The organism is Streptomyces sp. CNZ287 (assembly GCF_007827615.1).
The window spans coordinates 191,926-215,229 of sequence record NZ_VISV01000013.1 but is presented as its reverse complement, the minus strand read 5'-3'; the positions used below and the strand labels follow the sequence as shown (position 1 = coordinate 215,229).

Sequence of the window (23,304 nt, the reverse complement as noted above, 5' to 3'; positions counted from 1 at the left end):
CGCTCAGCCCTGCTTCTCGAGCTGGTTGGCCCACAGCTCGGGGGCGTCGACGTTCTCCTTGGTGACCAGCGGGGCCGGCAACTGGTCCTCCAGGCCGTTCGGGATCTTGACGATCTCCGAGCCGTGGTCGGTCTTGCCCGGCTTGAACTCCTTGCCCTTCAGCGCCTGCTGGGCGTAGAAGAGCGCGTACTCGGCGTAGAGGTCGGCGGGCTGGGAGACGGTGGCGTCGATCTTCCCGGAGCGGATGGCGTCCAGCTCCTCGGGGATGCCGTCGTTGGAGACGATCGTGATGTGGCCGTCCTCCCCGGCGGGCTTGAGCTTCCCCTTCTGCTCCAGCAGCGCGAGGGTGGGCTGCAGGAAGGCACCGCCGGCCTGCATGTAGATGCCGTCGATCGACTTCTCCTTGGCCAGGACGCTCTGCAGCTTGGCGGAGGCGACGTCGCCCTTCCACTCGGTGGGCAGCTCGAAGACCTGCATGTCGGGGTACTTCTCGTCCATGCACTTCTTGAACGCCACCGAGCGGTCGCGGCCGTTGATGGAGGCCAGGTCGCCCTGGAACTCCACGACCTTGCCCTTGCCCTTCAACTGCTCGCCCAGGTACTCGCATGCCTTGATGCCGTACGCCTCGTTGTCGGCCCGTACGACCATGTAGACGTCGCCCTTGTCGGGGCGGGTGTCGACGCTGACGACGGGGATGTCCTCCTCCGCCAGCCGCTCCAGCGTGGAGGCCACGGCGCCGGTGTCCTGCGGCGCCATGATGACGGCGTCGGCGCCCTGGTCGGTGAACGCCTGCACGTTGGCGACCAGCTTGCCGATGTCGTTCTGCGAGTTGGTGATCGGCAGGGCGTCGACCACGCCGTCCGAGACGCCCTTGTTCAGGTACTGGTGGTAGGAGTTCCAGAAGTCGGTGTCGGTGCGCGGCATGTCGATGCCGACCTGGCCGTCGGCTCCGGCCGCGTCGTTGCCGCGGTTGCAGGCGGTGAGCGGGGCGAGGGCGAGGAGTGTGGTGCAGGCCGCGACGGCCGTCGTGCGGAGGCTGCGAGTCAGCATGGGAGTCCCGTCCCGTCGTTCGTCTCGGGTATGCGGCTGGGGGGTTCGGCTCGGGCCGCGGCGGGCCGGGGAGCCGGCCGTGCGGCGTGGGGTGCGGTGTGCGGTGCGTCGCGCATGGAGCTCAGCTCCCCTGGGCCCGCCCGGCCACGGCGCGCCAGACGGGGCCGTCCGGGTAGCGGTGCGCGGCCAGCGACTCGGGGAGCATGCGCGCGGAGAAGCCGGGGGCCTCGGGTGCGCGGTAGCGGCCGTCGAGGACGACGGCCGGGTCGGCGAAGTGCTCGTGCAGGTGGTCGACGTACTCGATGACGCGGTCCTCGCGGGTGCCGGAGACGGCGACATAGTCGAACATGGCCAGGTGCTGCACCAGTTCGCAGAGGCCGACGCCGCCGGCGTGCGGGCAGACCGGCACGCCGTGCTTGGCGGCGAGCAGCAGGATGGCCAGGTTCTCGTTGACGCCGGCCACCCGGGCGGCGTCGATCTGCACGAAGTCGACGGCGCCGGCCTGGAGCAGTTGCTTGAACATCACGCGGTTGGCGACGTGTTCGCCGGTGGCCACCTTCACCGGCTGCCCGGCGCGGACGGCGGCGTGGCCGAGCACGTCGTCGGGGCTGGTGGGCTCCTCGATCCAGTGCGGCGCGTACGGGGCCAGGGCGGTCATCCAGCGCACGGCGTCGGCGACGTCCCAGCGCTGGTTGGCGTCCACGGCGATGCGCACGTCGGGGCCGACGGCCTCGCGGGCGAGCCGCATGCGGCGTACGTCCGCGTCGAGGTCACCGCCGACCTTCAGCTTGATCTGGCCGAAGCCCTCGGCGACGGCTGCCTTGGAGAGCTGGATGAGCTTCTCGTCGGAGTAGCCGAGCCAGCCGGGGGTGGTGGTGTACGCGGGGTAGCCCTCGGCGCGCAGCAGCGCGGCCCGCTCGGCGCGGCCGGGCTCGGCGGCGCGGAGCAGGGCCAGCGCCTCGTCGGGGGTGAGGGCGTCGGAGAGGTAGCGGAAGTCGACGAGGGACACCAGCTCCTCGGGAGACATGCGGGACAGGAACTCCCAGACCGGCAGCCCCGCCAGCCCGGCGGCCAGGTCCCAGGCGGCGTTGACCACGGCGCCCGCGGCCATGTGGATCACGCCCTTCTCGGGGCCGAGCCAGCGCAGTTGGGAGTCGTGGGTGAGGGTGTTGCAGAGCTCGGCCAGCTCGGCGGCGGTACGCGGCGCGGGGCGGCCGACGACGTAGGGCGCGAGGGAGCGGATGGCCGCGGCGGTGACGTCGTTGCCGCGGCCGATGGTGAAGCAGAAGCCGTGCCCCTCGACGCCGGGGTGGTCGGTGCGGATGACGACGTACGCGGCGGAGTAGTCCGGGTCGGGGTGCATGGCATCCGACCCGTCGAGCTCCAGTGAGGTGGGGAAGCGGATGTCGGAGACGTCCACATCGGTGACAGTCGGTCGCATGCAGGCTTCCCTCGCGTCTGGAACATCGGATCTTTCAGCAGTCATCCGATGTATATCCGGGTGGGCTTGCCAACGTCCAGAGGCCGTGAGTGATTATCCGTACTGACGCGCTGCCAACCCTCCTCAAGGTGCACACCTCGGATGAATCGGTACTCGTCCCGCACGGGATACGGCGCGCCGACGGGGAAGCCTTAGGCTGGGGGCCGCATGTTCCGGAGCACGTGGCCACAGGGGCCGGCACAGGGGAAGGAGGCGCTGGGTGATCGAGCTGGAGGGGCTGCCCGAGCTGGTCGATCCGGTGATGATCTGCGCCTTCGAGGGCTGGAACGACGCCGGTGACGCCGCCTCCTCGGCGGTCGGCCATCTCGACCGGGAGTGGAAGGGCGAGGTCTTCGCGTCACTGGACGCGGAGGACTACTACGACTTCCAGGTCAACCGCCCCACCGTCACCCTCCACAGCGGCGTACGGAAGGTCACCTGGCCCACCACGCAGTTGTCCGCGGTGCGGATCGCGGACGCCGACGGGAAGGGCAACCCGCGGGACCTGGTGCTCGTCCGCGGCATCGAGCCCAGCATGCGCTGGCGCTCGTTCTGCAACGAGATCCTGGGCTTCGCCCACGAGTTGGGCGTCGAGCTGGTCGTCCTGCTCGGCGCACTCCTCGGCGACACGCCGCACACCCGGCCCGTACCGGTGACGGGGGTGACCTCGGACCCGGAGCTGGCGGTGTCGATGGATCTGGAGGAGACCCGCTACGAGGGTCCGACCGGGATCGTCGGCATCCTCCAGGAGGCGTGCACGCACGCGGGCGTGCCGACCGCGAGCCTCTGGGCCGCCGTCCCGCACTACGTCTCCCAGCCGCCCAACCCGAAGGCTACCCTGGCGCTGCTCAACCGGCTCGACGACCTGATCGGCGTGCGCATCCCGCTGGGCGAACTGCCCGAGGACGCGCGGGCCTGGCAGTTGGGCGTGGACCAACTGGCCGCGGAGGACAGCGAGGTCGCGGAGTACGTGCAGACGCTGGAGGAGGCGCGCGACACCGCGGAGCTGCCGGAGGCGTCGGGCGAGGCGATCGCCCGCGAGTTCGAGCGCTATCTGCGCCGCCGGGACCCGGGCGCCGGACCGTATCTGCGCGACCTCTCCGGGCCGCAGCCCCTCGCCGACCTCACGGAGCGGGAGGAGTCCCGGGCGCCGGAGGAGCGCGACGGGGACCGCGAGGACGACGGCGGTACGGAGAAGGCGGAGGGCGCCGCGGAGCCGGAGGAGGACGGCGCCGAGAAGGATTCCGGGACCGCCGGGGACGACGGCGAGAAGGGCTCCGGGACGGCCGGGGAGGGCGGGGACACCGGAGACACCGTGGCCGCGGAGGACCCGGACGGCACGGACCGCAGCACCGGCGACGACACCTCCGGCGATGGCGACGCAGACGCCGGGACCGACGACGGCGAGGGCCCCGGCCGCGACGGCGAGGGCGAGGGCGAGGCCGGCGGCAAGGACTGACGCCGCCCCGCCCGCCCCGCTACAGCGCCACGCCCAGCAGCGCGTCCACCGCCCGCGAGACCACGCCCGGCGCCCCCGTGTCCGTACCGCCCCCGGCGCGCTGCAGCGCCGCCCAGCGGTCCACGGCGGCCAGCGCCGCGGGCGAGTCCAGGTCCTCCGCCAGCGCGGCGCGGACCTCCTCCACGAGCCCCTCCGCGGGCGGTCCCTCCGGCCTGGAGACGGCGTCCCGCCAGCGCGCCAGCCGCCGCTCCGCCTCCTCAAGACCGTGGGCGGTCCACTCCCAGTCGGTGCGGTAGTGGTGGGCGAGGAGCGCGAGCCGTACGGCCACGGGGTCGACGCCGTCGCGGCGCACCTGGGAGACGAAGACCAGGTTGCCCTTGGACTTCGACATCTTCTCGCCGTCGAGGGCGACGAGCCCGGAGTGCACGTACGCCTTGGCGAAGGGGAACTCGCCGGTGAGCACCTGCGCGTGGGACGCGCCCATCTCGTGGTGCGGGAAGATCAGGTCGCTGCCGCCGCCCTGCACGTCGAAGGTCATGCCGAGGTGGTCGAGAGAGATGGCGACGCACTCGATGTGCCAGCCGGGCCGGCCGCGGCCGAGGGAACCGCCGTCCCAGCTCGGCTCGCCCTCGCGGGCGGCACTCCAGAGCAGCGGGTCGAGGGGGTTCTTCTTGCCCGGCCGGTCGGGGTCGCCGCCGCGCTCGGCGGACAGCTCCCGCATGGTGGCCGCGTCGAGCCCGGAGACGGCGCCGAAGCGGGGGTCGGACTCGACCGAGAAGTAGATGTCGCCGTCCAGCTCGTACGCCGCGCCGGCGTCGCGCAGTTGCTCCACGAGGGGCACGATCCGCGGTATCGCCTCCACCGCGCCGACGAACTCGCGCGGCGGCAGGTTCCGCAGGGCCGTCATGTCGTCGCGGAACAGGTCGGTCTCGCGGTCGGCGAGCAGGGTCCAGTCCTCGCCCGTCTCGGCGGCCCGGACGAGCAGCGGGTCGTCGACGTCCGTGACGTTCTGGACGTAGTGGACCTCCCGCTTGTTGTCCAGCCAGACGCGCTGCACGAGGTCGAACGCGGTGTACGTGGCCGCGTGCCCCATGTGGGTGGCGTCGTAGGGGGTGATGCCGCAGACGTAGATGCGGGCCTCCGGGCCGGGATCGAGGGTGACGAGCCCTCCGGTCGCGGTGTCGTGGAGGCGGAGGTCGCGGCCGGTGCCGGGGAGCACCGGGACCTCGGGGGCAGGCCAGGCATGCATGTAAACGAGCGTAACCGCCGGTTGCCTGGTGAAACGACCGGGGCGGCGCCAGCCCGCGGTTTCGGACAGCGGTGGGAGGGTTCGTACGGAATATGCCCGCGCGGGCGCCGGCGCGCGGACCGGCGGATCAGACCGGCGGCCAGGGGATGGCCGGCCACTCGCCGCTGGGCTCCGGGTGCCGTCCCGAGGCCAGCAGCGCGGCAATTCGGGCCCGCAGCGCGGCCACCTCCGCCGCCGTGATCAGCGGTGCCAGCCGGGCGGCCAGCGGGCCCTCGGGGGCGAGCCCGGCCGCGAGCCGGTGCAGCACGGCGACGGCCTCGGCGGGCAGCGGCTCGCCGGCCCAGCCCCAGAGCAGGGTGCGCAGCTTGTCGTCGGTGTGGAACGTCACACCGTGGTCGATGGCGTAGAGCCGGCCGCCGGCGGCGGGCAGCAGGTGGCCGCCCTTGCGGTCGCCGTTGTTGATCACGGCGTCGAGCACGGCGAGGCGGCGCAGCCGGACGTCGTCGGCGTGCACCAGCAGCGCGGGGCGGCCCTCGCCGGTCTCGGCGTAGCCCACGGCCTTCCAGCCGGGTCCCGGCTCGTCACCCTCGACGAGGGCGAGCAGGTCCGTGCCGCCGGGCGCCGCCCCCGCCGTGCCGCCCTGGCCGTCCTGCCCGTCCGTCCCGTCCTGTGCGTCCGTCCCGTCCTGTGCGTCCGTCGCGTGCCGCTCGTCCGCGGCCGGGATCCAGAGCTGGCACATGCCCTCGCCGAAGGGCCCGTCCCGCAGCACCGTCGGCGGCACCAGGCCCCAGCCGGTGGCCTCCGAGACCTCGTAGGCCGCGGCCTCGCGCTGCGCCAGCGTGCCGTCAGGGAAGTCCCACAGCGGCCGCTCCCCCGCGACCGGCTTGTACACGCACTCCGCCGTCCGCCCGGCGTGGGCGACGGTGCAGAACAGGACCGCGTTCGACGCACCGCGGATGCGCCCGGCGACGGTCAGCTCGCCGCCGGTGAGCAGCGCGCGGGCCTCGTCGGACGCCAGGGCGAGCGGGCTCACTCCCCCCGGCGGTATCCGTTCTGGCGCGGACATACGTGTCCCTCCGGGTCGAGCGGCAGGCTGCACAGCGGGCAGGGCGGCCGGCCGGCGTTCACCACGTCGTTGGCCCGCTTGGCGAAGGCGCGCGCCATCTGCCCGGTGAGGCGTACGCGCAGCATCGGCGGGCCGTTCTCGTCGTCCTGGAGCAGCGCCTCCTCGGCCGCGGCCAGGTCCTCGTCGGAGTCGGCGTCCAACTCGACGAGGGCCTGCGCCTCGACGACCATCCGCTCGCTCTCCGCGTCCCACGCCAGCGCCATCGTGCCGACCCGGAACTCCTCCTCGATGGGGGCGTCCAGGGGCGCGGTGTCGGTCAGCTCGGCGGGGGCGACGGCCGGCACGTCGCTCGTGCCGCCGCTGCGCCGTACCACCTCGTCAAGAAGCTCGTCGATCCGCTGGGCCAGCGCGGACACCTGCGCCTTCTCCAGTGCAACGCTGGTCGTACGGCCGGACTTGGACGCCTGCAGGAAAAAGGTGCGGCGCCCCGGCAGCCCGACCGTGCCGGCCACGAAGCGGTCCGGCGGGTCGTAGAAGTACACCTCACGCGGCACGTGCTGCTCCGATTGCTCGACTTCTGAACGGGAACCGCTGCGGGCCCGATCCGACCACCCTACTGCGCGAGCTGATCACCGGGGATCAACCGGCTCCGGCACCGCCGCCCACCTCCGCGGCCGACGCGTCCGCCGCGTCCTCCCGCGCCCCCTCCGCCCCCGGCTCCGCCGCGGGAGGCGGCGGCGCGAGGCCGTCGAGCGAGCCGGTGTCGCCGAGCCGCAGCACGAAGGGGCGCAGGGGCGTGTACCGGATCGCGGTGACGGAGGCGGGGCCCACGGCGATGCGCTGGAAGAGGTCCAGGTGCATCCCGAGGGCGTCCGCCACCACGGACTTGATGACGTCGCCGTGGCTGCACATCACGTACAGCGCCTCCGGGCCGTGCTCGGCGAGCACGGTGGCGTTCCAGTCCCGTACCGCCTCGACGGCGCGCGCCTGCATCGCGCGCATCGTCTCGCCGCCGGGGAAGACCGCCGCCGACGGGTGCTGCTGCACGGTGGCCATCAGCGGGTCGTCCGCCAGCTCGGCGAGCTTGCCGCCGGTCCACTCGCCGTAGTCGCACTCCGTCAGCCGCTCGTCGACGTGCACCGGCAGCTCCGGGCGGGCGGCCAGCAGCGGCTTGAGGGTCTCGCGGCAGCGTTCGAGCGGGCTGGTGACCACGGCGGCGGGCGTCAGGGCGGCCAGCCGGGCGGGCAGCGCGGCGGCCTGCGCCGTGCCGCGTTCGTCCAGCCCGACACCCGGGCCGCGGCCGGCGAGCACGCCGTCCACGTTCGCCGTGGACCGGGCGTGCCGGAGCAGGAGGAGGGTGGGCATGGCAGCCAGCGTACGTCCTGCGCGACAGGCGGCACGGTTCGGGAAAGAATGACGGTGTGATCGTCGACTGCGCGCTCTACCGGCACGGCCGGCGCGTGCCCGCGCCCGGAGACGTCGCGGCCGTGCTGGCGCAGGCGCGCGCCGGCGAGGACACGTTCTGCTGGATCGGGCTCTTCGAACCGTCGCGCCAGGAGTTCGACGAGCTGACCCGCGGGCTCGGTCTGCACCCGCTCGCGGCGGAGGACGCGGTCACCGCGCACCAGCGGCCGAAGCTGGAGGTGTACGACGCGGCGCTGTTCTTCGTGCTCAAGCCCGTGCTCTACGACGACAGCACCGACACCATCACCGTCAGCGAGATCAGCACCTTCGTCGGCGACTCCTTCGTGGTCACCGTCCGGCACGGCGAGGCGAACCCCCTCGGCCGGGTACGGGCCCGGCTGGAGGGGCAGCCCGAGGTGCTGGCGCACGGGCCGACGGCGGTGGTGTACGCGGTGTGCGACGCCGTCGTGGACAACTACCTCGACGTCGCGGACGACTTCCACACCGACCTGGAGGAGCTGGAGGCCGAGGTCTTCCAGCCCGGCGGCCGCGACCCCGGTCGCTCGGCGGGGCGGATCTACGACTTCAAGCGGCAGGCGCTGGAGTTCCGCCGCACCACCGGCCCGCTGGCCGACCCGATCGCCCGGCTGGCGGGCGCCGGGCTGCCGTTCGTCAACGAGCGGGCACGGCCGTTCTTCCGCGACGTCGGCGACCATCTCATGCGCGTCAACGAGCATCTGGAGACCATCGACCGGCTGCTGTCCGACATCCTCGCCGCGCACCTCGCGCGGGTGGGGGTGCAGCAGAACGACGACATGCGGAAGATCTCCGCGTACGCCGCCATGGCCGCGGCGCCGACCGTCATCGGCAGCATCTACGGGATGAACTTCGACCACATGCCGGAGCTGCACTGGACACTCGGGTATCCGGCGGTGCTGCTGGTGATGGTGTCCGTGGTGCTGTTGCTCTACGTGTTCTTCCGCCGGCGCGGCTGGCTGGGCAACGGCGGGCGCTGAGGGCCGCGGGCCCCTGGCGGGTGGCGCTCGCGGGTGCCGTTCGCGCCGGGCGCCGTTCGCGTCAGGCGAATTCGGCCGTGGTGCGCGGCGGCGGCCCGCCGAGGGCGTCGCGGAACTCCGGCATCCGCAGCCTCACCATCCGCCGCCAGCCGCCGGCGCGTTCGTACGCGTACACCGCGTCGATGCCCGCGGACAGCAGTGCGCGCCTGGCCCGCGACCACTTCAGGATCCGCCCCATGTGCGCCATCACCGCGTGGCTCACGTCCCGGTACACCCGGATCTCCGCGAGCGCCGCGTCGCGCAGCGCGGCCTGCACGCGGCGGCCGTGGCCGTGCGCGGCCATGGCGAGCAGTTCCTCGTGGCAGTACGCGAGGTGGTTGTCCTCGTCGTAGGAGATCATCCGTACCGCGCGGCCGATGTCCGGGTGGTCGCCGAAGTACTTGAGGAGCATCCGCATCTGGTCCGACGCCCGCTGCTCGGTGACCCTGCTGTGCGCGAGGTACGTGATGAGGTCGGCCTCGGTGAGCTGCCCGTCCCGGCGGAGCCGGTCGTGGGCGAGGCCGATGCCGATGCCCTCCAGCAGCATCGTGTAGTCGGTCTCGGCGGGGACGGCCACCGGCTCCAGGCCGCGCTTCTTCAGCAGGGCGTTGAAGATGCGGCCGTGCTTGTCCTCGTCGGCGCCGTGCCGGGCCACCTTGGGGGCCAGCTTCCGGTACGAGTCGGGGATGAGGGCGGAGATGCGGGCGTTCTCCCAGCCGCCCTGGGCCTCCCCGGCGGCGGCGATGGAGCAGAACAGCCGGAAGGTGTCGTCGTTGTCGAGGATCTCCTGGTACAGGTCCTTGGCCGAGAGCATGTCACCGTCGCCTTTCACTGCCGGAATACACCCGTATCCGAGTGAATGACGCGGATGCGTATGACGCAACACCCGCGGTGCGCACCATCCGCCATGCGGGCGATCCGTAACCGATCCGGTGACGACGCGTTGGTCGAGGTGACAGCCGTGGTGGGGACACCCGAGCCCTCACCACGGCCGTTGTACAGGGGAGAGGGCCCGGCACGCAGGGCCGGAGCCGTGAGGACTCAGGCGAGGCCGGCGCGCTCCAGCGCCTCCACTCCGGCGCGCACGCCCGCGATGCGCTCCTCCCGCGTGAACCCGGACGGCGCCAGCGACAGCGACGTCACCCCCGCCTCGGCGTACGCCCGCATCCGGTCCGCGATCCGCTCCACGGGACCGAGCAGCGTGGTGGCGTCGATCAGCTCCTGCGGCACGGCGGCGGCCGCGCCGGCCTTGTCGCCGGCGAGGTAGGCGGCCTGGATCTCGGCCGCCTCGCGCTCGTACCCCATACGGCCGGCGAGGCGGTTGTAGAAGTTCTGCTTGGCGCTGCCCATGCCGCCGACGTACAGGGCGGTGTACGGGCGGAAGACGTCGGCGAGCGCGGCGATGTCGTCACCCAGGGCCATCGGGACCGTGGGCACGATGTCGAAGCCGTCCAGCTCCTTGCCGGCCTTCGCCCGCCCGGCACGCACGTGGCGCAGGGTGGTCTCCTCGGCGTGCTCGGGCGAGTAGAAGACGAGCAGGGCGCCCTCGGCGATCTCGCCGGTCTGCTCCAGGTTCTTCGGGCCGATGGCGGCGATGTAGACGGGGATGTGCTCGCGGACGGGGTGCACGGTCAGCTTGATCGGCTTCCCTGCGCCGCCGGGCAGCGGCAGAGTCCAGTGCTCGCCCGCGTACGACAGCCGCTCGCGCGACAGCGCCTTGCGCACGATCTCCACGTACTCGCGGGTGCGGGCGAGCGGCTTGCCGAACTCCACCCCGTACCAGCCCTCGGAGACCTGCGGCCCGGAGACGCCGATCCCGAGGCGGAAGCGGCCCTCGGTGAGCGAGTCGAGGGTGGCGGCGGTCATCGCGGTCATGGCGGGGGCGCGGGCCGGGATCTGGAAGATCGCGGAGCCCACGTCGATCCGCTCGGTCTTGGCGGCGACCCAGCTCAGCACGGTGGCCGCGTCGGAGCCGTACGCCTCGGCGGCCCAGCACACGTCGTAGCCGAGGCGGTCCGCCTCCTGCGCGACGGCGAGGTTGTCGGCGTCCATGCCGGCGCCCCAGTAGCCGAGGTTGATCCCGAGCCGCATGCGGGCCTCCCTGCTCTCCGGCGCCTCGCGCCGAGGTTTCGTACCGGTGGGTAATATATCTGTGCGACTCTAGCGCGCCGGTCCCCGCCGCCGCAGCGCGCCCGCCCCAGTAATCTCAACGCCCATGGAGCACAGGCAACTCGGCCGCACGGGCCTTCGCGTCTCCCGCATGGGACTGGGCACCCTCACCTGGGGGCGGGACACCGGGGAGCCGGAGGCGGCCGGGCTGCTGAAGACGTTCTGGGAGGCCGGCGGGACGCTCGTCGACACCGCCGACGTGTACGCGGACGGCGGCGCCGAGCACCTGCTGGGACGCCTGCTGCGGGACCTCGTGCCGAGGCGGGACATCGTCGTCGCCACCAAAGCGGGCAGCGTGCCCGACCCCGAGCGCCGCTTCGACACCTCCAGGCGGCACCTGCTGGGCGCGCTCGACGCCTCGCTGGAACGGCTGGGCACCGACTACGTCGACCTGTGGCAGGTGCACGCCTTCGACCCGTACACGCCGATGGACGAGACCCTCCAGGCCCTCGACTCCGCCATAGCGAGCGGCCGGGCCCGCTACGCGGGCGTGAGCAACTTCAGCGGCTGGCAGCTCGCCAAGGCCGCGACCTGGCAGCTCGCCGGGGCCGGCGGCGGCGCGGGCGCGGCGGGCGGCCGGACGCGGCTGGCGTCGACGCAGATGGAGTACTCGCTGCTGCAGCGCGGGGTGGAGCGGGAGGTGCTGCCGGCGGCCCTGGACCTGGGCGTGGGCCTGCTGCCGTCGTCGCCTCTCGGCCGGGGGGTCCTGACCGGCAAGTACCGCGACGCCACGCCGGCGGGGTCGCGGCTGGCCTCGGAGCACCTGGCGCCGTTCGTCGCGCCGTACCTGGACGAGGAGGCGAGCCGGGTGGTCGACGCGGTGACCACGGCGGCGGACGGTCTCGCGGTGACGCCGCTGGAGGTGTCGCTCGCGTGGGTACGGGACCGGCCGGGGGTGGCGGCGCCGCTGGTGGGGGCGCGCAACGCCGAGCAGTTGTCGGCGGCGTTGTCGGTGGAGGGTCTTACGCTTCCTGACGAGATCTGCCAGGCGCTGGACGACGTGTCGGCGCCCGTGCACCGCTATCCCGATCAGGACTGGAGCACGCTGTGAACGACGCACCGGAGGCCGCGGAGACGGCGGCGGGGGGCGGTACGGAGCCGGGGGCTGCGGGGGACGGCGGCGGGGGCGCGGAGACCGGCGCGAGCGCCGGGAGCGACGCGGGTACCGGGGCCGACGCGAGCACGGCGGGCGGCGGGTCCGGCGAGGGCGGTGGCGAGGAGCGGCCCAGGCGGGCCGCCGCGGCCGTCGAGAGCGGGACGGCGCTGACCGGGAAGGCGGCGGAGCTGCTGGCCGCCGTGCGGGCCGTGGAGCGGGGCGAGCGGGACGCCGCCGCGTTCTTCCCCGCGCCCGCGCGGGCGCCCAGGCCCCGGCCCGTACGGAGCGCTGAGCCGCCGGCCGGGGCCGGGACGGCGCCGGAGGCCGGTGCAGGGGCCGGGGGCGAGCAGGGGGAGCCGGTGCGGCCGCGGGAGCCGAGCGCCGAGGCGGTCGCCGCCGTACGGCAGGTGCTCGCCGGCGCGGGCGCCCCGGAGGATCCCGCGGCGCGGGTCGCGGGGCAGTTCGGCGAAGGCGCGGCGGAGTTGCTGCGTGCGGACCCGTGGCAGTTGCTCGCGGTGCCGGGCGTACGGCCGTCGCAGGCCGACGAGTTCGCGCGGGGGCTGCTGGAGTCCGCGGAGCCCGGCGACGAGCGCCGGGTGGAGGCGCTGGTGGGCTGGCTGCTGGCGCAGGCGGCCCTCAGGGGGCACACCGCGCTGGAGTTCCCGGCGCTGGCGCAGGCCCTGTCGGGGTACGGGGTGCCGGACGCCGAGGAGGCGCTGCGCGAGGCGGCGGCCAGGGGCGGCGTGCTCGTCTTCGAAGAGCGCGAGGAGCCGTCCGCCGCGGCCCCCGTACCGGAGGGCGGGGAGGACGGCGAGGAGGAGGTCCCCGTACGGCTGCTGCTCGGCCTGGAGCGCTACGCGATGGCGGAGGAGGGCCTGGCGGACGGCCTGTCCCGGCTCGTCAGCACGTTCACGCCGCCACCGGGTCCGGCGGAGGAGGACGCCGGCGCGCAGGGTGAGGACGCCGCCGTCCGCGTCGCGGACGCGGGCGCGTGGGAGGCCGCGGCCGCCGCCGCGCCGTCGCCCTCCGCCGCGGAGCTGATCCGCGCCGCCGCGGGCAGCGGACTCGTGCTGCACAGCGGCGGCGAGGCCGCCCGCGCGGAGCCCGCGGCGCTGGTCGCCGCGGCCCGCGCCCTGGGGCTGCGCGCGTACGCGGCGGCCCACACCGACGACGGCCGCGCCCGCCTGGCCGGCCTGCTCGCCGCGGCGGCCACCGGACCGGAGGCCGCCGCCGGGGAAGGCCGCTCCGGCCCCGGGGCGGAGGACCCGGCGTCCGGCGGAGCCGTGACCGTGCGCGGGCTGCTCGCCGGCCGGGAGGGCCCGGGCCGCGACCCGGACGGCCTGCTCGCCGTCGACGTGCTGGCCGTACTGGACGCGCCGCAGCTCGACGCCGAGGCCGCCGCCGCCCTCGTCGAGGCGCTGCCGGACGGCGTGCGGCTGGTGCTCAGCGGCGACCCCGGGCTGCTGGAGTCCGCGGGCCCCGGCCGGGTCTACGCCGATGTGGCCGCCGCGCGCGTCTGCCCGCGGGTGACGTCCCGCACCCCCGACCCGGGACCGATCGGCGAGCTGGTCTCCGGCGTCGGCGCCGGCGAGCTGCAGGCCGTCGCGGCGCCGGGCAAGGAGGTCGTGATCGTCCCGGTGCAGGACCCCGGCGAGGCGGTCCACCGCACGGTGCAGCTCGTCGCCGACTCCGTACCGCGCGCCCTCGGGGTACCCGCCGCGGACACGCAGGTGATCGCCGTGGGGCACGGCGGCGCCGCGGGCACCCGGGTGCTGAACGCGGCGCTGAAGGAACGGCTGAACCCCGGCCCGGGGGCGTTCGGCGGCTTCGACGCGGGCGACCGCGTCGTCTACGTCCCCGCCCCCGGCACCGCCGTGCCGGGACTGGTCACCTCCGGTGACGACGCGGGGCTGCACCTCGACTGCGGCGGCACCGCCGTCGTCGTCCGTCCCGACCGGGTCGCCGAGGCCGTACGGCACGGCTGGGCGCTCACCGCGCACCAGGCGGCGGGGCGGCGCTGGCCCGCCGCGGTGGTCGTGGTGCCCGGGGACGCGGAGGCGGCACTGAGCCGCGCCTGGGCGTACACGGCGTTCAGCCGCGGCGAGCGGCACCTGTCCGTCGTGCACGGCGCGGGCCCCGTGCTGGCCCGGCGCCTCGCGGAGGTGCCGGCCCCGCGGCGTACGACACGGCTGCGCGGCCTGCTCGGCGCCCAGACGCGGGCCTGACCGCAGGACCCGGCACGAAGCCGCGCGAGGCGGCACGAGGCCGCCCGGAGGGCGTCAGGCTGCGCCGGCACGGAAGGCCCGGCGCGTCCGCGCCGGGCCCCGCGGAACGGCGCTCAGCGGCCCGTGTCCACCCGCTCCAGCTCGTCGTCGCCGTCGTCCAGGTCGTCGAGGGCGTCGAGGGCGTCGACCACCCGGTCGTCCCCGCGTCCCCCGGTGTCGTCGTCCTCGATGTCCGCCTCGTCGTCTGCGTCGAAGTCCAGCTCGTCCTCGAACGACGCGCTGACGTCGAAGCGGCAGATGACCAGCTCGGGGTCGGCCTGGTCGAACGGCGCCGACAGCCACTCCCCCGGCTCCGCCGGCTCCTCCGCCGCCGCCACCCACACCGCGGAGTCACCCTCGGAGAGGCCGAACTCCCGGTGCCGCGAGGCGATCTCGTCCGGTTCGAACTCGCCGAAGAGCACGCCGACCGCCGCCGTAAGGCTGCTGCCCACGGCTTCCCGGTCACCGGTCTCGTCCCCGCCCGCGACGTCCGGGTCGAGGTCGGCGATGCGCTGTGCCTGGGCCAGCAGCCGGTGCGGCTCCGCCACGGTGTAGTCCCGGCGCATGAGGACGCTGAGCGCCCCCGGCTCGTCGGGCCCGGTGTAGGCGGGCAGCGTGTCGCTGCTGGGGATCTCGAAGGGGGTCACCTCGTCGTGGACCTCGTACAACACCTCGTCGTACGCCTCGGCTGCCGCTGCCAGCTCCTCGAAGGCGGCATAGACGGCAGAGCCCTCCTCGCCCGACCGGCGCTCGACCGCTTCGAGGTGGCGGTCGATCGCGGCTTTCAGCACCGACGCGGCGGCGCGTACCTCGGCAGCCGTAGGCTGCGCAGCATCAGACATAGTGCAGACGCTATCCGGAGCGAGGCACTTTCCGCACAATGGATGCGATGCCGGAATACGAGTTTCGTGATGTCTATGTGCCGCGGGGAGTCTCACGGGCCGCCGCGGCGAGGCTTCTGACCGACCAAGCCGAGTACGGGCACTGGGAGTTGCACCGGCTCCGGCTGTATCCCGACGGCAGTCGCAGGGCGCGGCTGCGGCGCCGGATCATCAGACAGGTGCGAGCGACGTGGTGACGCCCGCGGGGGCGTATCCCTCGCGTGGACGACCCGCTGACCTGCGGTTTCCACGCGCCCACGGGGCCGGCACCGGATGGTGCCGGACGGTGGCGGAGACGATGAGGACGGCAAGGGGGCGGGTCCGGTTGCCCGGACCCGCCCGCGGCCGTCGACTACTTGATCAAGAATCCGGCGCGATCAGGCCGCCTGCCTGATCGGGCTGCCCGCGTGATCAGGCCGCGGCCGCGCGGGCGCGGCGGTAGAGCACCGCGCCGCCGAGCAGCAGACCGCCGCTGAGCGGGATGAGGGCCCCCACCGGGATCTCGGAGCCGGTCTCCGCGAGCTGCTCCGTCTCCGGGGCGGGCGCGCCGGCCTGCGTCTCGTGGTTCGGCGGGGTGTGGCTCCGGTCCGTGGGCTCGTCGGGACGGTCCGGGGTGACGGGCTGCTCGGGGGTGTCCGGCACGTCGGGACGGTCCGGCTCCTCCGGCGTCGTCGGCGGCTCCTCGGGCTTGGGCGGCTTCGGGGTGTCGGGGACCGCGCCGTTGCCGCACTCGTTGCCGAAGGCGGCGTTGCCGACCCCGACGACGTTGGCGGAGTTGCCGCACGCGTTCACCGGCACGTCCACGGGCGCTTGCGCCGTGTTGCCGGACAGCACGCCCGGGGACTGCGACGACTGGCCCTGGGCCTGGGCCCCGCCGCCGGTGGCGTGGCCGCCGGTCTTCGTGCCTCCGCCGTCGTTGACACACGTGTTGCCGAACGCGGGGTTGAGCAGCCCGCCGGCGTTCACCGTGTTGCCGCACACGTTCACCGGAACGTTCACGGGCGCCTGCACCGTGTTACCGGAGCCGACGCCCGGGGAGTTCGTCGCTGCGCCCTCGGCGCCCGCGTCCGCCTGTGCGGCGGTGGCGCCTGCGGCGACCAGCATGCCGCCTGCGGCGGCGATGGTGAACAGGCCCTTCCTTGCGACATGTCGCATGGGTCTTTCCTGCCTTCTGAGCTCTGAGTACGCGAGCAGGCGGGCCGTCCCCGTCCCGCTCGTCCAAAAGCCCGTCCAGCCCCGGAGCACTGCAGCGCACTCCGGGGCCGTACGGTCGCACCCTTACGGGAGGTTCAACGTCACTTGTTGATGCAGGTGTTGCCGAACGCCGGGTTCAGCAGACCGACGACGTTCACGGTGTTGCCGCAGGCGTTCACGGGGATGTGAATCGGAGCCTGGACGACGTTGCCGGACAGCACGCCCGGGGACTGCACGGCAGCGCCCTGGGCACCTGCGTCGGCAGCGGCGACGCCGGCACCCGCCAGCATCAGACCGCCCGTGGCGGCCGCCGCGGCGACAACCTTCTTGATCATTCTTCCTCCTCGTTGACGGTGCGGCCCCAGCAGCGGACCGCACCCAATGCAACGACGAGGTAGGTGCCGGGCTACGCGCTTATCGTGCCATTCACCCTTTTCAGTCCGATTGACACAGGTGGCCGATTCGACGGCTTGTACCACCCGCTCGCACCGCGCCTCCGCCGCGGAGAAAGTCCAGCTCAGCAGGCGTCGAGAAACCGGTCCAGCACCCGGACGCCGAACTGCAGACCCGCGACCGGGACCCGCTCGTCGACCCCGTGGAACATCCCGGCGAAGTCCAGCTCCGGCGGCAACTGCAGCGGCGCGAAGCCGAAGCAGCGGATGCCGAGGTCGTCGAAGGACTTGGCGTCGGTACCGCCGGAGAGGCAGTACGGCACGGCGCGGGCGATCGGGTCCTCCGCCTTCAGGGCCGTCGCCATGGCCTCGACCAGCGCCCCGTCGAAGGTGGTCTCCAGCGCCTTGTCGGCGTGCACGTCCTCGCGCTTCACGCGCGGGCCGAGGATGCGGTCGAGGTCGGCGAGGAACTCCTCCTCGTACCCCGGCAGGAAGCGGCCGTCGACGTGCGCCGTGGCCTGCCCGGGGATCACGTTCACCTTGTAGCCCGAGCCGAGCATGGTGGGGTTGGCGGTGTTGCGGAGGGTGGCGCCGATGATCTTCGCGATGCCGCCGAGCCTGGCGAGGGTGGCGTCCATGTCCTCGGGGTCCAGCTCGACGCCGAGGGCGTCGCCGAGCTCGTCGAGGAAGCCGCGTACGGACTTGGTCAGCCGCACCGGGAACTCGTGCCGCCCCAGCCGGGCCACCGCCTCGGACAGCTCGGTGATGGCGTTGTCACGGTTGGTCATCGAGCCGTGCCCGGCCGTCCCGTCGACCGTCAGGCGCATCCAGTGCATGCCCTTCTGCGCGGTCTCGATGAGATACAGCCGCACGTCCTCGTTCACGGTGAAGGAGAAGCCGCCGACCTCGCCGATGGCCTCGGTCACGCCCTCGAACAGCTCCGGCTTCGTGTCCACGAGGTGCCTGGCCCCGTAGAGCCCGCCGGCCTCCTCATCGGCGAGGAAGGCGAGCACGACGTCGCGCGGGGGCTTGCGCCCGGTGCGCAGCCGCTCGCGCACGACGGCGAGGGTCATGGCGTCCATGTCCTTCATGTCCACCGCCCCACGCCCCCAGACGCAGCCGTCGGCGACCTCGCCGGAGAAGGGGTCGTGGGTCCAGTCGGCGGCGTTGGCCGGCACGACGTCGAGGTGCCCGTGGATGAGCAGCGCCGGCCGCGAGGAGTCCTCGCCCTCGATCCGCGCCACGGTCGACGCCCGCCCGGGGTGCGACTCGAAGATCTCCGGCTCGAGACCCACCTCGGCCAGCTTCTCCGCCACGTACTCCGCGGCCGCCCGCTCCCCCGGTCCGGAGTGGTCGCCGTAGTTGCTGGTGTCTATCCGGATCAGCTCGCGGCAGAGGTCGACGACCTCGCTCTCCGCGCGCTCGACGGTGCCGCCACGGGCGTTCTCCGGCTGGCTCACGATGCCTCCCTGGCACGTTCGGGGTCCACGCCCCATCCTGCCCCGCCGGACCCCCCGGCCCAACCCGCGGGGTGATCGCGGGCCCCCGCGGGTTTGCTAGGGTGTACCGCGTCGCGGCGGGCTCCGCCCGCGCGGCTTCCACCGGTCCAGGTGGCGGAATGGCAGACGCGCTAGCTTGAGGTGCTAGTGCCCGTATTAGGGCGTGGGGGTTCAAGTCCCCCCCTGGACACGAACCTTATCCCCAACTGGTGTGGCTCAAGCTTGGCCTCCACCCGCACCAGTTGACGTGGGGGTTGATAGATCAACTTCAGGCCGAGGTCCTGGTAGACCTCGGCTTTCGCTTCCGGCTCGACCGGGGTCAAACGGCCCAGGCGTCGCTGGCGCCGGCGGTAGGGCTCGCGACCGCCGGACCAGGGCCTCGAACGCCTCGTTGATCGCAGCGGGCCGCATGCCGTGGCCGGTGCGCGGGCCGGTGAGGGTGACCGGGGCGAAGTCGCAGTCGGCGGCGCCGGGAACCTCCGCCCGCTCGACCGCCCAGTCGTCGAACAACCGCACCACGAGCGGATCGCAGGGCAGCTGGCGGCTGCGGCGGGCCTTCCCTGCGGCCCGGTTGGGGTTGGTCCGCTTGATCACGTGCAGGTGCGTGCCCTCGACCTGGCATCCGGCCCGGCGGCCCGGGATCAGGCGCACATCGGCCAGCCGCAGCCCGGCGATCTCGCCGCGGCGCATGCCCACCCGCACCGCGAGCGCGACGATGAGGCGGTCCCGCGCGTTCAGGCACGCCGTCAGCAACCCGGCGGCCTCCGCCTCCGTCGCGTTCGTCACCGTGCTCTCCGCCCGCGGAACCCGGTGCCGCGAGCTCATCCGCAGCCGCAGCCCGGGGGCATCCCCGCGTACTTCATCGGGCAGATCGCGGTCATCGACCACCCGGTAGAGCGCATCCAGCGTGGTCGCCGGCAGCACCTTGAGGCTCACCAGGTGCTTGGAGAACTCCCGCACGGCGGCCAGCACGGTGTTGATTCCGCGATGGGCCGCGCACCACCGGCGCCCAGCCCCGGCAGCACGAGCGGGTTCTCCGGGTCGAAGTAGCGCGGCCACAGCACGAACCGTCCCAGGTAGCCGGCCGCTGCTTCGACTCCGAGCCGCGCGGTCGCGCACCAGGTCAAGACCAGCCCGATCGCGCCGGCGTTGGTCTCGGTCGTCCCCCCGGCGCCGCCCTGCGCGACGTGAGGGAACAGCAGCTCGTCGGCTTCGCGCACCCGCAGCTCGTCGCAGTCCAGCACCGTGTGGTAACGCTCCCCCGTCGGGAGCTGCACGCGGAACCGCCGGTACGGGCGGCGCCAGGCGGCTCGCCGACCGGCGGCGGTGACCAGCGCATCCCGTCCCGCGCCAGACCGGCACCTGCCTCCACACCCACGCTTCGTCCCTGCCCTCACCGGCTCCTCCACGAGCGGAGCAGGACGGTAGCGGGCACACCCGAGACGGCCCAAACGACGTGCGCGACAACCTGCCGGAAGGCGTCGCGCACACCCTCCCAGACCCGAAGGAGCGATAGTGCACGACACTTCACGAGACCCGACGAAACCCGTGAAGAGGGCCGACGTAGCCCTCGCCCCCGGCGGCCGACGCCATCGGATGCGGACAATGTTCGTCGACCGCGGATGCCGTTGCGCCGTAACGGTGTGGTGCGGGTGTCTCTGTGGGGGACGCAGCCACCCTTCGGTCAGGCGTAGGTGTCGTTCTCCTCCCGGGCCTTGACCGCGGCATCAGTGAGGTGGTCGAGGAGGTCGTGCAGGGCGGCCAGGGTCGGCTCATCCGTGAGCCTGCCATCGGTGATCTTCCTCGTGGCGATCGGAATGCGCAGGTCCTGTGGGATCACCTGGGCACCCATCACGGTGAGGGTCTGCGACAGCCAGGAGCGGGCGTTGTCGCCGCCGGTGATCGCGGTGGATGCGCTGACCAGGGCCACCGGCTTGGCCGCGATCTCGCCGCCGCCGACCAACCACTCCAGCGCGTTCTTCAGCACGCCGGAGGTGCCATGGGCGTACTCGGGGCTCACGATGAGTACGCCGTCGGACAAGCCCACCGCGGAGCGTAGGTCCGCGACGATTCCGGGCAGCGCGGTCTGCTCGACGTCCGCGTTGAAGAAGGGCAGACGGCCCAGGTCCGGCCAGACGACGAGTTCCCGCGGGGAGACGGTCATGTCGACCGCTGTGCGCAGCACGGACGCGTTGAACGACCCGGAGCGCAGACTGCCGCAGAGACCGAGGATCCTCACGCCGATCAGCCTGCGTTCCTGAAGGTCACCGGGAGGGAGGAAAGGGCCCGGGAGACGGTGGACGGGCGGTAGGAGGGCTCCCCGTCCAGGGCCAGCCCGGGCAGTTTCGCGAACACCAGCGGTACGGCGATGCGCGCCTCCAGACGGGCCAGCGGCGCCCCCAGGCAGTGGTGGATGCCGTGGCCGAAGGCGAGGTGCGAGCGCTCGCCGCGGGTCACGTCGAACAGCTCCCCGTCCGGGTAGCGGTCCGGGTCCCGGTCGGCGGCGGCCACGCTCAGCGCCACCGCCTCGCCCGCCGGGATGGTGACGTCCCCGACGGTGACCGGCTTGCGGGTGAAGCGCCAGATGGCGTTCTGGATGGGGCCGTCCCAGCGCAGCACCTCTTCCACCGCTTCCGCCCAGCGGTCGGGCTCCCGCTGGAGCAGGGCGAGTTGGCGGGGGTGGCGCAGCAGCGCCAGGACGGTGCTGCCGAGCAGGTTGACGGTGGTCTCGTGGCCGGCGGAGAGCAGCAGTGCCAGCATCGAGACGAGTTCGTCTTCGCTGAGCCTGTCGTCCTCGTCGCGGGCGCTGACGAGCGCCGAGGTCAGGTCGTCGCCGGCCTCGGTGCGCTTGCGCGCCACAAGGGTGCGCAGTGTGTCGTGGACCTCCTGGAAGGCGGCCATGGCCGCGTCCCGGCTGTCCTCGTCGTTGCTCATCACCGCTTCCACCGCGTGCCGCAGCCGCTCCCCGTCCTCGGCGGGCACGTCCAGCAGCTGCCGGATGACCTCCATCGGCAGCAGTGCGGCGAACTCGGTGGTGAGGTCGGCGCGCCCGGAGTCCTCGCCGCGCCGCCGCAGCAGGCCGTCGAGCAGCCCGGTCGCGGTCGCCTCGATGCTCGGAGCGAGGGCCTCTATGCGGCGCGGCGTGAATGCCTTGGAGATCAGGGCCTTGAGCCGGGTATGGCGGGGCGGGTCCGAGACCAGCATGTGGTCGCCCATCCCGATCACCACGTCACCGGTGATCGGGACTCGCTGCTCCTGGAAGGCCGTCCAGGTGCCGGCCATGTCCTTGGAGTAGGAGTCGTTGTCGAGGAAGGCGCGGCGGCAGTCGTCGTACGAGGTGAGCAGCCATGCCTCGACGCCGCCGGGCAGGGTCACCCGGTGCGCCCGGCCCTCCTCGCGCAGCCCGGCGTACGCCGGGTAGGGGTTGGCGACGAACTCGGGGGTGAACAGGGCGTCGGCTGCGTGCGGACAAGCGGTCATGAACGGTCCATTCGGGAGGCGGGGGTCGGCGCGGGCGGGGTCACCAGGTGACGGGGAGCTCACGGACCCCGTAGAGCACCATGTCGTGACGGAAGGGCAGTTCGTCGAGGGAGCGGGTCGGGCGCAGCCCGGGCAGCCGCCGGAACAGGCCGCCGAAGACCTCGGTGAGTTCGACGCGGGCGAGCGTCGCTCCCACGCACTTGTGGAAGCCGTGGCCGAAGGCGAGGTGCTTGCTGTTGTTCACCCGGCGGATGTCGAACCTGTCGGCTTCCTCGAAGACGTCCTCGTCGCGGTTGGCCGCGTTCAGCATCACCAGGACGCCGTCCCCCGCCCGGATCTGCTGGCCGCCGACGACTACGTCCTCGGTGACGCCGCGCGGCAGCCCCGCGTGGTTGATGGACAGGTACCGCAGCATCTCCTCGACCGCGCCCGGCAGCAGCGTGTCGTCGCGCCGCAATGCCTCCAGTTGATCGGGGTGTTCGAAGAGGGTGACCGTGCCGATGCCGATGATCTGGGCCATGGTGTCGTAGCCGCCGAGCAGCAGCAGGGCGGCCATGCCGACGAGTTCCTCGTGGGTGAGGCCGCCGTCGGCGGACCGGGCGACCATGCGGCCGAACAGGTCCTCGGACGGCTCCTTCTCCTTGGCGGTGACCAGCCGGTCGAAGTAGCCCATCAGCTCGCCCGCCGCCTGCACCGCCTGCTCGGGGGTGCTGGAGCGGTCCAGTACGGTGTCGGTAAGCGACACGAACAGCACGTGGTCCTCGAAGGGGACGCCGAGGATCTCGCAGATCGTCATGGCGGCCATGGGCAGCGCGAACTCCCGGACCAGGTCGCCCGACGTGCGGTCGTCGGCAGTCATGCGGTCGACCAGGCCGTCGAGGATGCGGCGCATCGTGGGCCGCAGCGCCTCCATCTGGTTGATCAGGAACTCGCGGGTCACGGTACGGCGCAGTCGTCCGTGGTCCGGCGGGTCGGCCTGCATGAAGAAGCCCTGCGGTGGGGGCACGTCCCCGGTGACGTAGGTGGGGAAGCCCGGCGTGCGGGGGTCCGAGCTGAAGGCTCGGTCGGTCAGCACGGCCCGTACGTCCTCGTAACGGGTGACGACCCAGGCGGTGTCCCCGCGGGGAGTGCGCACCTGGAAGACCGGGCGTTCGGCACTGAGTGCACGGTACTGGGGCGGCGGGTCGAGGGGGTGCTCGCGTGGCATGGGGAAGTCGGGCAGGACAGCGGTCATCGCGGCTACTCCTGGCGTGGTGGCGGGATGTGCGGGGACAGGCGGCTCACCGCGCGGCGATAAGCGGCATGAGGGCATCGGCCAGCGGGGCGAGGGAGGTGTTGTCCCACATGATGGTCGCCTCCACCTCGATGCCGTAGTGGTCCTCGATCTCGGCGGAAAGGCCGAAGAGGTACACCGAGTCCAGGCCGTAGTCGTTGAGCGGGACGTCGGGGTCGATCTCCGCCGCCGGGCGTCCGGTCTGGGCCGCCACCCGGTCGCGGAGCCAGTCGATGACCTCGGCGACGGCCGACTGCGAGGTCTCGGTGGTGAGTTCGGACATGGTTCCTCCT

Annotated in this window: 23 protein-coding genes and 1 tRNA gene; 6 read left to right on the top strand and 18 right to left on the bottom strand. The window is 73.2% G+C overall.

From position 1 onward, the window contains the following. Window positions 1-3: 3 nt before the first annotated feature. Window positions 4-1,050 (bottom strand): sugar ABC transporter substrate-binding protein, encoded by a 1,047-nt coding sequence (locus FB457_RS23270; RefSeq protein ID WP_145783112.1) that lies wholly within the window; start codon window positions 1,048-1,050, stop codon window positions 4-6. A 121-nt stretch (window positions 1,051-1,171) separates the two neighbouring features. After that, on the bottom strand, window positions 1,172-2,491 hold the full coding sequence (locus FB457_RS23265; RefSeq protein WP_047014867.1) for an enolase C-terminal domain-like protein: 1,320 nt from the start codon (window positions 2,489-2,491) through the stop codon (window positions 1,172-1,174). A gap of 259 nt (window positions 2,492-2,750) precedes the next feature. Here FB457_RS23265 and FB457_RS23260 point away from each other — a divergent pair, with 259 nt between their 5' ends. Then, window positions 2,751-3,989: a PAC2 family protein gene (locus FB457_RS23260; protein WP_145783110.1), complete on the top strand. Its 1,239-nt coding sequence runs from the start codon at window positions 2,751-2,753 to the stop codon at window positions 3,987-3,989. Window positions 3,990-4,008: 19 nt separating this feature from the next. Here FB457_RS23260 and mshC read toward each other — a convergent pair whose 3' ends face one another. The 4 genes from mshC to FB457_RS23240 all read right to left on the bottom strand — a co-directional run bounded on the left by mshC (window position 4,009) and on the right by FB457_RS23240 (window position 7,669). Then, window positions 4,009-5,238: a cysteine--1-D-myo-inosityl 2-amino-2-deoxy-alpha-D-glucopyranoside ligase gene (mshC, locus tag FB457_RS23255; RefSeq protein ID WP_047014868.1), complete on the bottom strand. Its 1,230-nt coding sequence runs from the start codon at window positions 5,236-5,238 to the stop codon at window positions 4,009-4,011. Between the two features lie 127 nt (window positions 5,239-5,365). Then, window positions 5,366-6,304, bottom strand: a complete 939-nt coding sequence (locus FB457_RS23250) for an SCO1664 family protein (RefSeq protein WP_145783108.1) — start codon at window positions 6,302-6,304, stop codon at window positions 5,366-5,368. Continuing rightward, the gene (locus FB457_RS23245) at window positions 6,268-6,858 is read right to left on the bottom strand and encodes a DUF3090 domain-containing protein (RefSeq protein ID WP_047014870.1); all 591 of its coding nucleotides are present in this window, start codon (window positions 6,856-6,858) and stop codon (window positions 6,268-6,270) included. Before FB457_RS23245 ends, FB457_RS23250 begins: the two co-directional genes overlap by 37 nt. A gap of 85 nt (window positions 6,859-6,943) precedes the next feature. Further along, window positions 6,944-7,669 carry a histidine phosphatase family protein gene (locus FB457_RS23240; protein ID WP_047014871.1) on the bottom strand — a complete coding sequence of 242 codons (726 nt, stop codon included), beginning with the start codon at window positions 7,667-7,669 and terminating at the stop codon, window positions 6,944-6,946. 56 nt (window positions 7,670-7,725) lie between these two features. On the opposite strand from FB457_RS23240, the gene corA reads away from it, so the two are divergent. Then, window positions 7,726-8,724: a magnesium/cobalt transporter CorA gene (corA, locus tag FB457_RS23235; protein ID WP_047014872.1), complete on the top strand. Its 999-nt coding sequence runs from the start codon at window positions 7,726-7,728 to the stop codon at window positions 8,722-8,724. Window positions 8,725-8,785: 61 nt separating this feature from the next. Here corA and FB457_RS23230 read toward each other — a convergent pair whose 3' ends face one another. Further along, a complete protein-coding gene (locus FB457_RS23230; RefSeq protein WP_145783106.1) occupies window positions 8,786-9,577 on the bottom strand; it encodes a ferritin-like domain-containing protein in 792 nt (263 codons plus the stop codon). Window positions 9,578-9,804: 227 nt separating this feature from the next. Then, window positions 9,805-10,854: an LLM class F420-dependent oxidoreductase gene (locus FB457_RS23225; RefSeq protein WP_145783103.1), complete on the bottom strand. Its 1,050-nt coding sequence runs from the start codon at window positions 10,852-10,854 to the stop codon at window positions 9,805-9,807. Between the two features lie 124 nt (window positions 10,855-10,978). On the opposite strand from FB457_RS23225, the gene FB457_RS23220 reads away from it, so the two are divergent. Beyond that, window positions 10,979-11,983: an aldo/keto reductase gene (locus FB457_RS23220; RefSeq protein ID WP_047014875.1), complete on the top strand. Its 1,005-nt coding sequence runs from the start codon at window positions 10,979-10,981 to the stop codon at window positions 11,981-11,983. Then, the gene (locus FB457_RS23215; protein WP_486589110.1) at window positions 11,980-14,253 is read left to right on the top strand and encodes a helix-hairpin-helix domain-containing protein; all 2,274 of its coding nucleotides are present in this window, start codon (window positions 11,980-11,982) and stop codon (window positions 14,251-14,253) included. The genes FB457_RS23220 and FB457_RS23215 overlap by 4 nt, the downstream gene beginning before the upstream one ends. 113 nt (window positions 14,254-14,366) lie before the next feature. Here FB457_RS23215 and FB457_RS23210 read toward each other — a convergent pair whose 3' ends face one another. Further along, window positions 14,367-15,134: a hypothetical protein gene (locus FB457_RS23210; protein ID WP_186462034.1), complete on the bottom strand. Its 768-nt coding sequence runs from the start codon at window positions 15,132-15,134 to the stop codon at window positions 14,367-14,369. 47 nt (window positions 15,135-15,181) lie between these two features. On the opposite strand from FB457_RS23210, the gene FB457_RS23205 reads away from it, so the two are divergent. Further along, window positions 15,182-15,370 (top strand): DUF5703 family protein, encoded by a 189-nt coding sequence (locus tag FB457_RS23205; protein WP_026276372.1) that lies wholly within the window; start codon window positions 15,182-15,184, stop codon window positions 15,368-15,370. A gap of 214 nt (window positions 15,371-15,584) precedes the next feature. Here FB457_RS23205 and FB457_RS23200 read toward each other — a convergent pair whose 3' ends face one another. From FB457_RS23200 to FB457_RS23190, 3 genes are all read right to left on the bottom strand, one after another. After that, window positions 15,585-16,328, bottom strand: coding sequence for a chaplin (locus tag FB457_RS23200; RefSeq protein WP_173534821.1), 744 nt, complete (start codon window positions 16,326-16,328; stop codon window positions 15,585-15,587). A 140-nt stretch (window positions 16,329-16,468) separates the two neighbouring features. Continuing rightward, window positions 16,469-16,702: a chaplin gene (locus FB457_RS23195; RefSeq protein ID WP_047014879.1), complete on the bottom strand. Its 234-nt coding sequence runs from the start codon at window positions 16,700-16,702 to the stop codon at window positions 16,469-16,471. 182 nt (window positions 16,703-16,884) lie between these two features. Then, window positions 16,885-18,255 carry a M20/M25/M40 family metallo-hydrolase gene (locus FB457_RS23190; protein ID WP_442814270.1) on the bottom strand — a complete coding sequence of 457 codons (1,371 nt, stop codon included), beginning with the start codon at window positions 18,253-18,255 and terminating at the stop codon, window positions 16,885-16,887. Between the two features lie 108 nt (window positions 18,256-18,363). Between FB457_RS23190 and FB457_RS23185 the strand changes: the two genes are divergently transcribed. Next, window positions 18,364-18,448, top strand: a tRNA-Leu gene (locus FB457_RS23185). Window positions 18,449-18,474: 26 nt separating this feature from the next. On the opposite strand, the gene FB457_RS23180 is transcribed toward FB457_RS23185, so the two are convergent. The 6 genes from FB457_RS23180 to FB457_RS23155 all read right to left on the bottom strand — a co-directional run bounded on the left by FB457_RS23180 (window position 18,475) and on the right by FB457_RS23155 (window position 23,294). After that, on the bottom strand, window positions 18,475-19,230 hold the full coding sequence (locus FB457_RS23180; RefSeq protein WP_145783099.1) for a site-specific integrase: 756 nt from the start codon (window positions 19,228-19,230) through the stop codon (window positions 18,475-18,477). Then, complete coding sequence (locus FB457_RS23175) at window positions 19,191-19,535, bottom strand: hypothetical protein (protein ID WP_145783097.1); 345 nt, start codon at window positions 19,533-19,535, stop codon at window positions 19,191-19,193. The genes FB457_RS23180 and FB457_RS23175 overlap by 40 nt, the downstream gene beginning before the upstream one ends. 407 nt (window positions 19,536-19,942) lie before the next feature. Then, window positions 19,943-20,497 (bottom strand): NADPH-dependent FMN reductase, encoded by a 555-nt coding sequence (locus FB457_RS23170; RefSeq protein WP_047014881.1) that lies wholly within the window; start codon window positions 20,495-20,497, stop codon window positions 19,943-19,945. Between the two features lie 5 nt (window positions 20,498-20,502). After that, the gene (locus FB457_RS23165) at window positions 20,503-21,738 is read right to left on the bottom strand and encodes a cytochrome P450 family protein (RefSeq protein WP_047014882.1); all 1,236 of its coding nucleotides are present in this window, start codon (window positions 21,736-21,738) and stop codon (window positions 20,503-20,505) included. A 40-nt stretch (window positions 21,739-21,778) separates the two neighbouring features. After that, window positions 21,779-22,972, bottom strand: coding sequence for a cytochrome P450 (locus tag FB457_RS23160; protein ID WP_145783095.1), 1,194 nt, complete (start codon window positions 22,970-22,972; stop codon window positions 21,779-21,781). 46 nt (window positions 22,973-23,018) lie between these two features. Next, entirely contained in the window at window positions 23,019-23,294 is a 276-nt protein-coding gene (locus FB457_RS23155) for an acyl carrier protein (protein WP_047014884.1), read from the bottom strand. Between the last annotated feature and the right edge of the window lie 10 nt (window positions 23,295-23,304).